The organism is Streptomyces sp. NPDC057616, assembly GCF_042800575.1.
GTDB lineage: Bacteria > Actinomycetota > Actinomycetes > Streptomycetales > Streptomycetaceae > Streptomyces.
Genome location: NZ_JBHVGU010000019.1, coordinates 13,222 through 26,058 on the forward strand (window position 1 = coordinate 13,222; position 12,837 = coordinate 26,058).

The window sequence follows — 12,837 nt, forward strand, 5'->3', positions numbered from 1 at the left end:
GTGTCCCGGGGGGGGGGTGCCCCCCACCCCCCCCCCCCTCCCCAAGAGGCCCTCCCCCCACCACATCCAAGACAAGAGGGGACGGGGGCCCCCCCCCCCCCCCCCCCGATCGGCCGGTGAGGTCTTCGGTTGTGGCCGTCCGGCGGTGCGAGGCTGGGCGCGACAGTACGTTCGCGCCGCCGGACGGAGTCTTGGGGCACTGCGGGAGACGGCTGGGACCGCGGCGGGTGCGACAGAACCGCGGCTCTCCTTCCCTCAGGTCGAAGAAGGAGGGCCCGGGACCTTCACCACCGCACTGGCTCGCACGCCGCCGCGGTCCTTGCCTCGCCCGCGCACGTCCGGCCGGCCACCCCTCATCCGGGCCGTCCGAAGCGTGCGCGGGCCGTTCGTGTCAGTCCTCGCGCAGGGCGCGGACCGCCTCCTCCACGCGCTTGCCGTACTCCGGGTCGGCGGCGTGGAAGTGGGCCAGGTTCTTCTCGATCACGTCGTCGCGGGTGACCTGGGAGAGGCCGCCGGCGATGTTGGCGATCAGCCGGGACTTCTCCTCGGCCGACATCAGGCGGTACAGCTCGCCCGCCTGGACGAAGTCGTCGTCCTTGGTGTGCAGGGGCGCCTCGTGGGTGCCCGTGTGGCCGGTCACGGCCAGCGGGGCCGAGAGCGGGCGGCCGGTCTCCGCCGGGCCGTCGTAGGAGTTCGGCTCGTAGTTCTTGGCGTACCGGCCCTGGGAGTTGACCGCCATCAGGCCGTCGCGGCCGTAGTTGCTCGCGACGGTCGCCTTCGGGGCGTTGACGGCGAGCAGCGTGTGGTTGACGCCCAGGCGGTAGCGGTGCGCGTCCGCGTAGGCGAACAGCCGGCCCTGGAGCATCTTGTCCGGCGAAGGACCGATGCCCGGAACGAAGTTGTTCGGGGAGAACGCGGCCTGCTCGACCTCGGCGAAGACGTTGTCCGGGTTGCGGTCGAGCACGAGCCGGCCGACGCGCTGCAGCGGGTAGTCCTTGTGCGGCCACACCTTGGTCAGGTCGAACGGGTTGAAGCGGTAGTCCGCCGCCTCGGCCGCCGGCATGAGCTGCACGTACAGCGTCCAGGACGGGTTCACGCCCCGCTCGATGGCCTGCAGCAGGTCCGTCTGGTGCGAGCCCGGGTCCTTGCCCGCGAGCTCGGCCGCCTGCTCGCTGCTCAGGCAGCGCACACCCTGGTTGGTCTTGAAGTGGTACTTGACGAAGAAGGCCTCGCCCTCGGCGTTCGTCCACTGGTAGGTGTGCGAGCCGTAGCCGTTCATGTGGCGGTACGACGCCGGGATGCCGCGGTCGCCCATCAGCCAGGTCACCTGGTGCGTGGCCTCGGGGGAGTGCGCCCAGAAGTCCCAGACGTTGTCCGCCTCCTGGCGGCCCGTGAAGGGGTCGCGCTTCTGCGAGTGGATGAAGTCGGGGAACTTGATCGGGTCCTTGATGAAGAACACCGGGGTGTTGTTGCCGACGAGGTCGTAATTGCCCTCTTCGGTATAGAACTTGACCGCGAAGCCGCGCGGGTCGCGGACCGCGTCCGCGCCGCCCAGCGAGTCGGCCACGGTGGAGAAGCGCAGGAACACCTCGGTGCGCCGGCCGACGCCGCTCAGGAAGTCGGCGTGCGTGAAGCCGGTGACGTCGTCGGTCACCTCGAAGTAGCCGTAGGCGCCCGAGCCGCGGGCGTGCACCACGCGCTCCGGGATGCGCTCGCGGTTGAAGCGGGCCAGCTTCTCCAGGAGGTGCTGGTCCTGCAGCAGGAGCGGGCCGCCGATGCCGGCGGAGGCGGAATTCTGGTTGTCGGCGACCGGGGCGCCGGACTCCGTGGTGAGCGTTCGCGTCGTGGGCACGCGCTTCGACATCGTGGACCTTCCGTGCGTCAGCACTTCCGTGCGGGTGGCAGCGGAAAACATCTTCCGCTTGGTGGAGCCTAGAAGTGGGGCAAACTGAACGTCAACAGTTTGTTGAAGTTGATTCCGGGCGGCGCCGGCGCCTGGGCGCGACAGGACAGATGTCGGCGCCGACGCCGCCCGGACGTCCCGGGCTGCGTCAGAGCTGGGCGCCGGAGAGGCGCTCCACGGCCCGCAGCAGGGCCGAGTGGTCCAGGCCGCCGTCGCCCTGGGCGCGCAGGCTGGCGACCAGCTGGGCCACCACGGCGCCGACGGGCAGCGCGGCGCCCACGTTGCGGGCGGCGTCGGTGACGATGCCCATGTCCTTGTGGTGCAGGTCGATGCGGAAGCCCGGCTTGAAGTCGCGGTCGAGGAAGTTGTCCTTCTTCCGCGTCAGCACGGTCGAGCCCGCGAGGCCGCCGTTGAGGACGTCCAGGGCGGCCTTCAGGTCCACGCCCGACTTCTCCAGGAAGACCACGGCCTCGGCGCACGCCTGGATGTTCACGGCGACGATCAGCTGGTTGGCGGCCTTCACGGTCTGGCCCGAGCCGTGGGGGCCGCACAGCACGATGGTCTTGCCGAGCGCCTCGAGCAGCGGCTTCGCGGCGTCGAAGTCGGCCTGCTCGCCGCCGACCATGATGGACAGCACGGCCTCGATCGCGCCGGCCTCACCGCCGGACACGGGGGCGTCCAGCACGCGCACGCCCTTGTCCGCCGCGGCCTTCGCCAGGTCGACGGAGGTCTGCGGGGTGATCGACGACATGTCGATCAGCAGCGCGCCGGACCGCGCGTTCTCGAGGATGCCGTCGGGGCCGTAGGAGATGGCCTCGACCTGCGGGGAGGCGGGCACCATCGTGACGATCACGTCGGCGTCCTCGACGGCCTCCGCGATCGAGGAGGCGGCCGTGCCGCCCGCCGCGGCCAGCCGGTCCAGCTTGTCCTGCTCCAGCGTGAAGCCGGTGACGTCGTAACCCGCCTTGATCAGGTTCTCGGACATGGGGGAGCCCATGATGCCGAGGCCTATCCAGGCGACCTTGGGGAGCGTGCTCATGAAATGTGCCTTTCGGTGAGGGAGTTCAGCGGGCGGCGCGCGCTTCGCGGGGGAGCCAGTCGAAGGCCTCGGCGCTCGGGCGGTCGCCCGGCTTGTACTCGAGGCCGACCCAGCCCTCGTAACCCGCCTTCGCCAGCTGGTCGAGGAGGTCTTCGAGGGGCAGCGTCCCGGTGCCCGGCGCGCCACGCCCCGGGTTGTCGGCGATCTGCACGTGGCCGGTCTTCGCGGCGTACTGCTCGATCACCGACGGCAGGTCCTCGCCGTTCATGGACAGGTGGTAGAGGTCCATGAGGAAGCGGGCGTTGCCGAGGCCCGTCGCCTCGTTGACCCTGTCGACGACGCCGATCCCGGCCGGGGCGCTGACCAGCGGGTACAGCGGCGACTCCGGCTGGTTGAGCGTCTCGATCAGCAGGATCGCGCCGATGCGGTCGGCCGCGCGGGCCGCGAGGACCAGGTTCTCCAGGGCCAGCGCGTCCTGCTCGGCCGGGTCGACGCCGCCGACGCGGTTGCCGTACAGCGCGTTGAGCGCCCTGCAGCCCAGCGACTGAGCGAAACCGGCCGCCACATCGATGTTGGCGCGGAACCTGTCCGACTCCTCGCCGGGGATCGACAGCGCGCCCCGGTCGGGGCCGGGCAGCTGCCCGGCGTAGAAGTTCAGGCCCGTGAGCCGGACGCCCGCGTCCTCGATCGCCCTCTTCAGGGCGTCGAGCTCGGACCGCTCGGGGGTGGGGGAGTCGACCCAGGGCCACCACAGCTCGACCGCGGTGAAGCCCGCCGCGGCGGCGGCCGCGGGGCGCTCCACAAGCGGGAGTTCCGTGAAGAGGATCGACAGGTTGACGTTGAAGCGCTGCTCTGCGAATCCCATGGGGGTCGGCGCTCCCTTCCGTGTAGTGATTCCGTATTACGGAAGTTCGTTTCTGCTTAACGGAAGACTGCCTGCGACCGGGGAGACCTGTCAAGAGCACCCGTGCAAAACCGGCGACCTACAAGGACCGCCATGGCGTTAGGTTGTGCGCGTGCGATTGAGAGTGGAGTTCACGACCGAGCCGTTCGACCTCGACGAGGCGCCCGCGCACGCGGTGGCCGCCCGTGAGGTGATCGAGGCGGCCGAGCTGGACGCGGTGGACGTCGGGCCCTTCGGCAACACGGCGGAGGGCGGCGCGGACGCCGTGCTCAGCGCCGTGGACGCGCTGCTGCGCACGACGCTGCGGGCCGGCGCCACCCGGATCTCGCTGCAGGTCAACGTGGTCGACGCGGCGGAGGAGGGTGCCGAGTGACCGGGACCGGGGACGAACCGTTCATCACGGCCGTGAAGCCGCTGGTCGACGCCATGGGCGGGGAGCTCCTGCCGCCCGACGAGGCCGGCCCCGACGACGTCGTGCTCTCCTGGCAGGGCGTCGACGCGGTCGCCGTGCGCCTGCCCCAGCTCGCGGACTCCCTGGACCACATCCTGGCCGCGATGGAGCGCAAGCAGGGCATGCCGCTGGCCGACCTGGACCGCAAGGCCAAGCAGGAGGTCGTGCGGATACTCGAGGCGCGCGGCGCCTTCTCCGTACGGCACGGCGTGGAGACCGTCGCGAGCGCCCTCGGTGTGAGCCGCTTCACGGTGTACAACTACCTGAACCGGGACAAAGGCGCCTGACCCACGGCCGGCGGACGGCCTCCGGGCGCCGCGGACAACCCGCCCGGTTTCGTCGCCGCGAATTTTCAACAAAGTGTTGACGGCTCGTTGCCGAGGGCGTTAGCTATCGGCACGCCCGTTCAGCACGAAGGCCCTACGCGGCCACGGAGGCTCCCGTGACTTCGACTTCCACGCCCCCGGGCCTGCCCCGGTTCAACGCACTGGAGGAGCACGCGGCCCTCGCTGTCCTCCGCGAGGCGTGCGCCTCCACCGCCTGGGCACGGCGGCTGACCGCCGCCCGTCCCTACGCCACCGCCGACGAGCTGTTCACCGCCAGCGACGCCGCCATGGCCGAACTGACCGCCGCGGACCTCGCCGAGGCGATGGCCGGACACCCGCCGATCGGCCGCCCCGAGCCGGGCGACCCCACCTCGGCCCGGGAGCAGCGCGGCATGGCCGGCGCCTCCGACGCGCTCAGGACGGAGATGCTCGAACTGAACCTGGCCTACCAGGAGAAGTTCGGCCACGTCTTCCTGATCTGCGCCACCGGCCGGACCGGCGAGCAGATGCGGGACGCCGTCAAGGACCGGATCGGCAACGCGCCGGAGCAGGAGCGGGAGATCGTCCGCACCGAACTGGGAAAGATCAACCGCATCCGACTGGCCCGACTCGTCGAAGAGGAAGCCTGACCCATGAGCACCAGCACCACCGCTTCCGTGTCCACGCACATCCTGGACACCAGCGTCGGCCGCCCCGCCGAGGGCGTCGCCGTCCGGCTCGCCGCCCGCAGCGGGCGCGAGGCGGACTGGCAGGCGCTCGGCGGCTCCGCGACCGACGCGGACGGCCGGTGCAAGGACCTGCCGGCGCTGCCGGAGGGAACCACCCACGTGCGCCTCGACTTCGCGGTCGAGACGTACTTCGAGAAGAAGCAAGCCGATGCGCAGCAGGACGCCCCCGCGAATCGGGACAGCGGTGCCGTGTTCTTCCCCGAAGTGGCGATCACCTTCGCGGTGAAGCCCGGGGAGCATTACCACGTACCGCTGCTGCTCAACCCGTTCGGCTACTCCGTTTACCGAGGGAGCTAGCAGACATGCCCACGATCCTGGGACAGAACCAGTACGGCAAGGCCGAGAACCGAGTCGTAAAGATCACGCGGGACGGCGCCACCCACCACATCAAGGACCTCAACGTCTCCGTCGCCCTCTCCGGCGACATGGACGAGGTCCACTACTCCGGCTCCAACGCCAACGTGCTGCCGACGGACACCACCAAGAACACGGTGTTCGCCTTCGCCAAGGAGCACGGCATCGAGTCGGCCGAGCAGTTCGGCATCCACCTGGCCCGGCACTTCGTCACCAGCCAGGAGCCGATCCACCAGGCCCGGATCCGCATCGAGGAGTACGCCTGGGAGCGGATCGAGGCGTCCGACGCCAACTCCCAGTTCATCGGCGCGGACGAGGTCAAGCACTCGTTCGTGAAGCAGGGCCGGGAGACCCGCCTCACCCAGATCACCTACGACGGCGAGAAGTGGGAGGTCGTCTCCGGCCTCAAGGACCTGACGGTGATGAACTCGACCAACTCCGAGTTCTGGGGCTACGTCAAGGACAAGTACACGACGCTCCAGGAGGCCTACGACCGCATCCTGGCGACCTCGGTCTCCGCCCGCTGGCGGTTCAACTGGACCGACGACGAGCAGAAGACGCCCAACTGGGAGAAGTCCTACGAGCAGACCAGGAAGCACATGCTCCAGGCCTTCGCCGAGACGTACTCGCTCTCGCTGCAGCAGACGCTGTACCAGATGGGCTCGCGCATCATCAACAACCGCAGCGAGATCGACGAGGTCCGCTTCTCGCTGCCCAACAAGCACCACTTCCTGGTCGATCTCGAGCCCTTCGGCCTGAAGAACGACAACGAGGTGTACTTCGCCGCCGACCGCCCCTACGGCCTGATCGAGGCGACGATCCTGCGGGACGGCTGCGAGCCGAAGATCCCCGTGGACCTCACCAACCTCTGATCGATCCCCCCGAGGGAATCCTCCATCGGCACCCGTGACCGGGGAACCCGCCTCCCCGCATCCCCGGTCACGGCACTCAAAACTCCTAGGGTCCTGCCGTGCCCTCCTCACCGGTCCATTGAGCGAAAAGGACGAATCATGGCAGCAGCCCAGCGCATCGTCATCGAGAACTGCTCGATCGCGACGGTCGACGCGCAGGACACCGAGTACGCGCACGGACACGTCGTCATCGCCGGCAACCGCATCGAGGCGCTCGGCGCGGGCAGGGCCCCCGAGGGCCTGGAGAACGTCGTACGCCGTATCGACGCCTCCGGCCATCTGGTGACCCCCGGCCTGGTCAACACCCACCACCACTACTACCAGTGGATCACCCGGGGCCTGGCCACCGACCACAACCTCTTCAACTGGCTGGTCGCGCTGTACCCGACCTGGGCGCGCATCGACGAGCCGATGGTGTACGCGGCCGCCCAGGGCTCGCTGGCGATGATGGCCCGCGGCGGCGTGACCACCGCCATGGACCACCACTACGTCTACCCCAGGGACTCCGGCGACCTCTCCGGCGCGATCATCCGCGCCGCCCGCGAGACGGGCGTCCGCTTCACCCTCGCCCGCGGCTCGATGGACCGCAGCGAGAAGGACGGCGGCCTGCCCCCGGACTTCGCCGTGGAGACCCTGGACGGCGCCCTCGCCGCGACCGAGCGGACCGTCAAGGAGCACCACGACGCCTCCTTCGGCGCGATGACCCAGGTGGCCGTCGCGCCCTGCTCGCCCTTCTCCGTCTCCACCGAACTCCTGCGGGAGGGCGCCGAGCTGGCCCGCCGCCTCGGGGTGCGCCTGCACACCCACGGCTCGGAGACGGTCGAGGAGGAGCAGTTCTGCAAGGAGCTGTTCGGCATGGGCCCGACCGACTACTTCGAGTCCACCGGCTGGCTGGGCGAGGACGTGTGGATGGCGCACTGCGTCCACATGAACGACTCCGACATCGCCGCCTTCGGCCGGACGAAGACCGGTGTCGCGCACTGCCCGTCCTCCAACGCCCGCCTCGCCGCCGGGATCGCGCGCGTGCCCGACATGCTGGCGGCCGGCGTCCCGGTCGGCCTCGGCGTCGACGGCACGGCGTCCAACGAGTCCGGCGAGCTGCACACCGAACTGCGCAACGCCCTGCTGATCAACCGCCTCGGCGCGCACCGGGAGGCGGCCCTCAACGCCCGCCAGGCGCTGCGCCTGGGCACCTTCGGCGGGGCCCAGGTGCTCGGCCGCGCCGCCGAGATCGGCTCCCTGGAGCCGGGCAAGCTCGCCGACCTGGTGCTGTGGAAGCTGGACACCCTCGCCCACGCCTCCATCGCCGACCCGGTGACCGCGCTGGTCTTCGGCGCGGCGGCGCCGGTCACCGCGTCCTTCGTCAACGGCCGCCAGGTGGTCGAGGACGGCCGCCTGCTGCACGTGGACGAGGACGCCATCGCCCGCTCCACGCGGGACGAGGCACAGCGGCTCGCGCGGATCGCCGCGCAGGCCTGAACAGTTGAAGATCTCCGGTCGGGGGGGACGGCCCCCGACCGGTAGCCGTGGACCACTGGTTCCATGGCGGCCGTCTCCGGGGCGCGCGTGGACGCGTGCGCCCCGGAACGGTCTCCGTCCCGGTCCCGCACGACCGCGCCCCACCTCCCTGACACCCACGTCAGAGCCGACGTGTAACCGACCGGAGGAGCCGCCGTGGCCGCCCATCCCGTTGACGAACGCCTGCCCGCACTCAAGATGGCGACGACCGGCCTGCAGCACGTGGCCGCCATGTACGCGGGCGTCGTCGCCCCGCCCCTGATCGTCGGCGCGGCCATCGGCCTCTCCGCCGCCGACCTCACATTCCTCACCGGCGCCTGCCTGTTCACCGCCGGCCTCGCCACCTTCCTGCAGACCCTCGGCATCTGGAAGATCGGCGCACGACTGCCCTTCGTCAACGGCGTCACCTTCGCCGGTGTCGCCCCCATGACGGCGGTCGTGGCCTCCACCAAGGACAAGTCGGACGCACTGCCGATCATCTTCGGCGCGGTGATGGTGGCCGGCCTGCTGGGCTTCCTCGCCGCCCCCTTCTTCAGCAAGGCCGTCCGCTTCTTCCCGCCGGTCGTCACGGGCACGGTCATCACGCTCATAGGCGTGTCCCTGCTGCCGGTCGCCTTCGGCTGGGCGCAGGGGCCCAACCCCGCCGCGCACGACTACGGTTCGGCGACCTATCTGGGCCTGGCCGCCACAACTCTGGTGATCGTGCTGCTCCTTCGCCGCTTCACCCGCGGCTTCGTCAAGCAGATCGCCGTCCTGCTCGGCATGATCGCCGGCACGGTGATCGCGATCCCCTTCGGCGTCACGGACTTCGGCCCGGTGGCCGACGCGGACGTGGTCGGCTTCCCGAGCCCCTTCCACTTCGGGACACCCCAGTTCCACCTCGCCGCGATCCTCTCGCTGTGCGTGGTGATGGTGGTCTCGATGACCGAGTCGACCGCGGACATGCTGGCGCTGGGCGAGATCGTCGAGCGCCCGGCGGACGAGAAGACCATCGCGGCCGGGCTGCGCGCCGACACCCTCGGCTCGGCCCTCAGCCCCTTCTTCAACGGCTTCATGTGCAGCGCCTTCGCGCAGAACATCGGCCTGGTCGCCATGACGAAGATCCGCAGCCGGTACGTCGTCGCCACCGGCGGCGGCTTCCTGGTCCTGATGGGCCTGTGCCCGATGGCGGCCTCCCTCATCGCCGTCGTACCGCGCCCGGTGCTCGGCGGCGCCGGCGTGGTGCTGTTCGGCTCGGTCGCCGCCAGCGGCATCCAGACCCTGGTCAAGGCGGGCCTGGAGAAGGACAACAACATCCTGATCGTCGCCGTCTCGCTCGCCGTCGGCATCATCCCGATCACCGCGCCGGAGTTCTACCACGCCTTCCCGGAGACCGCGCGGATCGTGCTGGACTCCGGCATCTCCACGGGCTGCGTGGCGGCGGTGGTGCTGAACCTGGTCTTCAACCACCTCGGCAAGGGCCGCGAGGAGCAGGACGTCACCCATCCCATGGAGGCCGGCGAGCAGATCGCCGCCGTCCACTGACGATCCGCCGGTGGCGGGGCACGGCAATCGCCGTACCCCGCACCGGCGATGGGGCAGTCTGTCTCCCATGAACGAGTCCGGCCGTGTCGAGGCCTTCAGCGACGGTGTGTTCGCCATCGCCATCACCCTGCTCATCCTGGAGATCAAGGTCCCCGAGGTCGGCGAGCACGGCAGCCTGTGGCACGCCCTCGGCGCCCAGTGGCCGTCCTACGCCGCCTACGTGGTCAGCTTCCTGGTCATCGGCATCATGTGGATCAACCACCACCAGGTCTTCAGCTACGTCGCCCACGTCGACCGCGTCCTGATGTTCCTGAACCTGCTGGTCCTCATGGTGGTGGCCGCGGTGCCGTGGCCGACGGCGATGCTCGCCGAGTACCTGCGCGAGGACGCCCCCTCGCACGTCGCCGCCGCGGTCTACAGCCTGGTCATGGTGGCGATGGCCCTGACCTTCCAGGCCCTGTGGTGGCACCTGACCCGCACCGGCCACCTCTTCGACTCCCGCGTCGACATCCCCGCGGCCCGCGCGACCCGCGTCCGCTTCGCCCTCGGCACCCTCGCCTACCCGGTCACCGTCGCCCTGGCCTTCGTCTCGGCCCCGCTCACCCTGGCCGCACACGGCCTGATCGCCCTGTACTACGGCTTCAACCAGGTCCCGGTGCCGACCCGTCCGGACCCGGCCACCGCATGAGATTGGCGAGCAGCTCGGCCTGCTCCAGGGCGTCGTCCAGGGCATGGTGCGTGTGCCGCCGCCGGGACAGCAGATGGCGCGGCATGGTCCCCTTGGCGACCGCCCGGAGCGGCAGCCCCGTCTTCGTCGCGTAGAGCGTCTTCATGTCCAGGCACCCGGAGTGCCCGAAGGGGCTCGCGCCGGTGAAGCGGATCAGGTACCAGTACAGGAACGTCCAGTCGTACGAGGCCGGGTAGCCGCACATCACGGGCTGCGCGCCCCCGCTCACCTCGACGGCCCAGGCGCTGAACTCGCCGAGGGCCACGGCGGGTTCGGCGCCCTCGGTCTTCAGCCGCTCCCGGTCCAGCCCGCTGACGGCCAGCGCCTCCGGCACGAACTCCTCGCCGATCGGGCGCAGTTCACGGTAGAAGGTGTGCCGCTCCGGATCGGCGGCGGTGAACCCGTCGGCGGTCTGGGTGCCGGCCACGCAGGCGCCCAGACTCAGCATGGAGTACGGCCCCGGGATGGGACCGTCGGCCTCGATGTCGACGGAGAGGTAGCAACTGGGTCTGACGCGTCGTGCGGGCATGATCCTGGAGGATCGCAGGCCGCGCGGGTGCCCGCATCCGAATTCGGGCCGGGCGTCAGGCGCGGCGGATCGCCTGGCAGGGCGTGGCCTCGGGCAGCCGGCCGGTGAAGTACGAGCGGGGCGGCACGCCCATCAGGGTGCGGAAGTCCGACGTCATGTGGGACTGGTCGTAGTAGCCGGTCGCGGCGGCGAGTTCGGCCCAGGAGCGGGTGGCGGCGTGGTCCAGGACGGTGCGCACGCGGTCGATCCGGGCGTAGTGCTTGGGGGAGAGGCCGACGCCCTCCGCGAACAGGTTGCGCAACTGCCGCTCGCTGACGGCGAGATCGCGCGCCACGTCGCCCACCGCACCGGGGACGTGCCCGCTGCGGACGGACATCGCCTCGACACCGGCGCGCACCAGCTCGATGCGGGCCCGGTCGGCGGCGGCCGCGAGCCGCTCCGGGAGCACCTCCGAGAGATGCGCCAGCGCCTCCTCGGGTGCCAACCGCCGTAGTTCGTCGGCCAGTCGGCGTAGCGCCGGGGCCGGCAGGTCGCCCAGCGGCACGGCCCGTCCGACGAGGTCGACGGCCGGGACGCCGAGCAGCGGGCGGACGGTGCCGGGCGCGAGCCGCAGTTCCACGCAGGACACCCGTCGCTTGCCCCGGTGGTACGAGGCGCGGGCGCGCGGGCCGACGACCAGCGCGCCGCGGCCGCCGTGCTCCCCGGAGCGGACCACCACCCTGGTCGTGGTCTCCGGCAGATGCACGAACGGCTCCGTCGGCCCGTCCCCGACCGACACGGACCCGACGCCGGCCACCCAGGGGCGCAGCGCCTCCGGCGTGGGCAGGACCTCTCGCAGCACGGCGTTCGTCACCCCTCCACGGTAAGCGGGCGGCACGGCCGTCCGGGCCGCCCAACCGTGCCGGATTTTCCAAGAGATCCGGGCCGCGGGCCGCCCACCGTGGTGGACATGATCCTCGTCATGGGTGCCACGGGCACCATCGGAAGCGAAGTCGTACGACAGCTTGCCGCACGCGGCGAGAAGGTGCGCGCCCTGAGCCGGGACCCGGCCACGGCGCGGGTGCCGGCCGGGGTGGAGACCGCCACCGGCCACCACCGCGACCGGGCCTCGGTCGAGGCGGCGATGGCGGGCGCGGAGGCCGCCTTCCTGGTCGGGGTGTTCGGCCCGGACGACGGCGCGCACGACCGCGGCCTGGTCGAGGCCGCGACGGCCGCCGGCGTACGGCGGATCGTGAAGCTCTCCGCCATCGGCACCGGCGACCCCCGGCTGGGCGTGTTCGGGACCTGGCATCTGCACGGCGAGGAGGCCGCGCGCGCCAGCGGCCTGCAGTGGACGCTGCTGCGGCCGTCCGCCTTCGCCTCCAACACGCTGAGCTGGGTCCCGGCCGTGCGGGAGGGCACGCCCGCGCCCAACATGATGGGCGCGGGACGGCAGGGCGTCGTCGATCCGCGGGACGTGGCCGAGACCGCCGTGGCCGCGCTGCTCGACGCGCGGCACGCCGGCCGTACGTACACCCTGACCGGCCCGGAGACGCTCGGCGCCCACGAGCAGGCCGCCGTGCTGGCCGACGTCCTCGGCCGCCCCGTACCGCTCCACGACCTGTCGCCGCAGGAGCGGCGCGCGCAGCTGCTCGCCGCCGGCCTGAGCGAGGACTACGCGGACGGCCTCATGGTCACCGCCCGGTTCATCCAGGAGGGCGGCAACGACGTCGTCACCGGGGATGTGCGCGAGGCGCTCGGCCGGCCCGCCCGCACCTACCGGCAGTGGGCCGAGGACCACACGTCGGCGTTCACCCGGGGGTGAGGAGGGGCGGGGGGGGGGGGAGGGGCCCCGGGGGGGCCCCCCCCCCCCCCCCCACCACCCCCCCCCTCCCGCCCCACCCCCCCCCCCCCCGCCCCCCCCCCCCCCCCCCCCTCCCCGCC

The 12,837-nt window shown here is 71.3% G+C and carries 14 protein-coding genes; 9 read left to right on the forward strand and 5 right to left on the reverse strand.

The genetic code is table 11. From position 1 onward, the window contains the following. Nucleotides 1-391: 391 nt before the first annotated feature. The 3 genes from ACFU97_RS23855 to ACFU97_RS23865 all read right to left on the reverse strand — a co-directional run bounded on the left by ACFU97_RS23855 (nt 392) and on the right by ACFU97_RS23865 (nt 3,807). Nucleotides 392-1,864, reverse strand: a complete 1,473-nt coding sequence (locus ACFU97_RS23855) for a catalase (RefSeq protein WP_384259830.1) — start codon at nt 1,862-1,864, stop codon at nt 392-394. Nucleotides 1,865-2,051: 187 nt separating this feature from the next. Beyond that, nucleotides 2,052-2,942 (reverse strand): 2-hydroxy-3-oxopropionate reductase, encoded by an 891-nt coding sequence (locus tag ACFU97_RS23860; protein WP_384259832.1) that lies wholly within the window; start codon nt 2,940-2,942, stop codon nt 2,052-2,054. Nucleotides 2,943-2,967: 25 nt separating this feature from the next. Next, the gene (locus tag ACFU97_RS23865) at nt 2,968-3,807 is read right to left on the reverse strand and encodes a TIM barrel protein (RefSeq protein ID WP_384259834.1); all 840 of its coding nucleotides are present in this window, start codon (nt 3,805-3,807) and stop codon (nt 2,968-2,970) included. 151 nt (nt 3,808-3,958) lie between these two features. On the opposite strand from ACFU97_RS23865, the gene ACFU97_RS23870 reads away from it, so the two are divergent. The 8 genes from ACFU97_RS23870 to ACFU97_RS23905 all read left to right on the forward strand — a co-directional run bounded on the left by ACFU97_RS23870 (nt 3,959) and on the right by ACFU97_RS23905 (nt 10,346). After that, a complete protein-coding gene (locus ACFU97_RS23870; RefSeq protein ID WP_384259836.1) occupies nt 3,959-4,219 on the forward strand; it encodes a hypothetical protein in 261 nt (86 codons plus the stop codon). Continuing rightward, the gene (locus tag ACFU97_RS23875; RefSeq protein ID WP_384259839.1) at nt 4,216-4,584 is read left to right on the forward strand and encodes a helix-turn-helix domain-containing protein; all 369 of its coding nucleotides are present in this window, start codon (nt 4,216-4,218) and stop codon (nt 4,582-4,584) included. The genes ACFU97_RS23870 and ACFU97_RS23875 overlap by 4 nt, the downstream gene beginning before the upstream one ends. Before the next feature lie 155 nt (nt 4,585-4,739). Beyond that, on the forward strand, nt 4,740-5,252 hold the full coding sequence (gene uraD / locus ACFU97_RS23880) for a 2-oxo-4-hydroxy-4-carboxy-5-ureidoimidazoline decarboxylase (RefSeq protein WP_384259841.1): 513 nt from the start codon (nt 4,740-4,742) through the stop codon (nt 5,250-5,252). A 3-nt stretch (nt 5,253-5,255) separates the two neighbouring features. Further along, a complete protein-coding gene (gene uraH, locus ACFU97_RS23885; RefSeq protein ID WP_384259843.1) occupies nt 5,256-5,648 on the forward strand; it encodes a hydroxyisourate hydrolase in 393 nt (130 codons plus the stop codon). A gap of 5 nt (nt 5,649-5,653) precedes the next feature. Beyond that, the gene (pucL, locus tag ACFU97_RS23890; RefSeq protein ID WP_384259846.1) at nt 5,654-6,577 is read left to right on the forward strand and encodes a factor-independent urate hydroxylase; all 924 of its coding nucleotides are present in this window, start codon (nt 5,654-5,656) and stop codon (nt 6,575-6,577) included. 138 nt (nt 6,578-6,715) lie between these two features. Continuing rightward, nucleotides 6,716-8,095 carry an 8-oxoguanine deaminase gene (locus tag ACFU97_RS23895; protein ID WP_384259848.1) on the forward strand — a complete coding sequence of 460 codons (1,380 nt, stop codon included), beginning with the start codon at nt 6,716-6,718 and terminating at the stop codon, nt 8,093-8,095. A 195-nt stretch (nt 8,096-8,290) separates the two neighbouring features. After that, nucleotides 8,291-9,658, forward strand: a complete 1,368-nt coding sequence (locus tag ACFU97_RS23900; RefSeq protein WP_384259850.1) for a nucleobase:cation symporter-2 family protein — start codon at nt 8,291-8,293, stop codon at nt 9,656-9,658. Nucleotides 9,659-9,725: 67 nt separating this feature from the next. Next, nucleotides 9,726-10,346, forward strand: a complete 621-nt coding sequence (locus tag ACFU97_RS23905; RefSeq protein WP_384259853.1) for a TMEM175 family protein — start codon at nt 9,726-9,728, stop codon at nt 10,344-10,346. On the opposite strand, the gene ACFU97_RS23910 is transcribed toward ACFU97_RS23905, so the two are convergent. Beyond that, entirely contained in the window at nt 10,300-10,914 is a 615-nt protein-coding gene (locus ACFU97_RS23910; RefSeq protein ID WP_384259855.1) for an exonuclease, read from the reverse strand. The two genes, ACFU97_RS23905 and ACFU97_RS23910, sit on opposite strands and share 47 nt — an antisense overlap. A 55-nt stretch (nt 10,915-10,969) precedes the next feature. Further along, nucleotides 10,970-11,767, reverse strand: a complete 798-nt coding sequence (locus ACFU97_RS23915) for a helix-turn-helix domain-containing protein (protein ID WP_384259857.1) — start codon at nt 11,765-11,767, stop codon at nt 10,970-10,972. A 96-nt stretch (nt 11,768-11,863) separates the two neighbouring features. Between ACFU97_RS23915 and ACFU97_RS23920 the strand changes: the two genes are divergently transcribed. Further along, entirely contained in the window at nt 11,864-12,718 is an 855-nt protein-coding gene (locus tag ACFU97_RS23920; protein WP_384259860.1) for an NAD(P)H-binding protein, read from the forward strand. Nucleotides 12,719-12,837 lie beyond the last annotated feature (119 nt).

What these genes read in the sequence shown, in the direction of transcription:
- ACFU97_RS23920 (WP_384259860.1), top strand. Translation starts at nt 11,864, where the DNA reads ATGATCCTCGTCATGGGTGCCACGGGCACCATCGGAAGCGAAGTCGTA.
- ACFU97_RS23860 (WP_384259832.1), bottom strand. Translation starts at nt 2,942, where the DNA reads ATGAGCACGCTCCCCAAGGTCGCCTGGATAGGCCTCGGCATCATGGGC.
- ACFU97_RS23865 (WP_384259834.1), bottom strand. Translation starts at nt 3,807, where the DNA reads ATGGGATTCGCAGAGCAGCGCTTCAACGTCAACCTGTCGATCCTCTTC.
- ACFU97_RS23855 (WP_384259830.1), bottom strand. Translation starts at nt 1,864, where the DNA reads ATGTCGAAGCGCGTGCCCACGACGCGAACGCTCACCACGGAGTCCGGC.
- pucL (WP_384259846.1), top strand. Translation starts at nt 5,654, where the DNA reads ATGCCCACGATCCTGGGACAGAACCAGTACGGCAAGGCCGAGAACCGA.
- ACFU97_RS23895 (WP_384259848.1), top strand. Translation starts at nt 6,716, where the DNA reads ATGGCAGCAGCCCAGCGCATCGTCATCGAGAACTGCTCGATCGCGACG.
- ACFU97_RS23910 (WP_384259855.1), bottom strand. Translation starts at nt 10,914, where the DNA reads ATGCCCGCACGACGCGTCAGACCCAGTTGCTACCTCTCCGTCGACATC.
- ACFU97_RS23905 (WP_384259853.1), top strand. Translation starts at nt 9,726, where the DNA reads ATGAACGAGTCCGGCCGTGTCGAGGCCTTCAGCGACGGTGTGTTCGCC.
- uraH (WP_384259843.1), top strand. Translation starts at nt 5,256, where the DNA reads ATGAGCACCAGCACCACCGCTTCCGTGTCCACGCACATCCTGGACACC.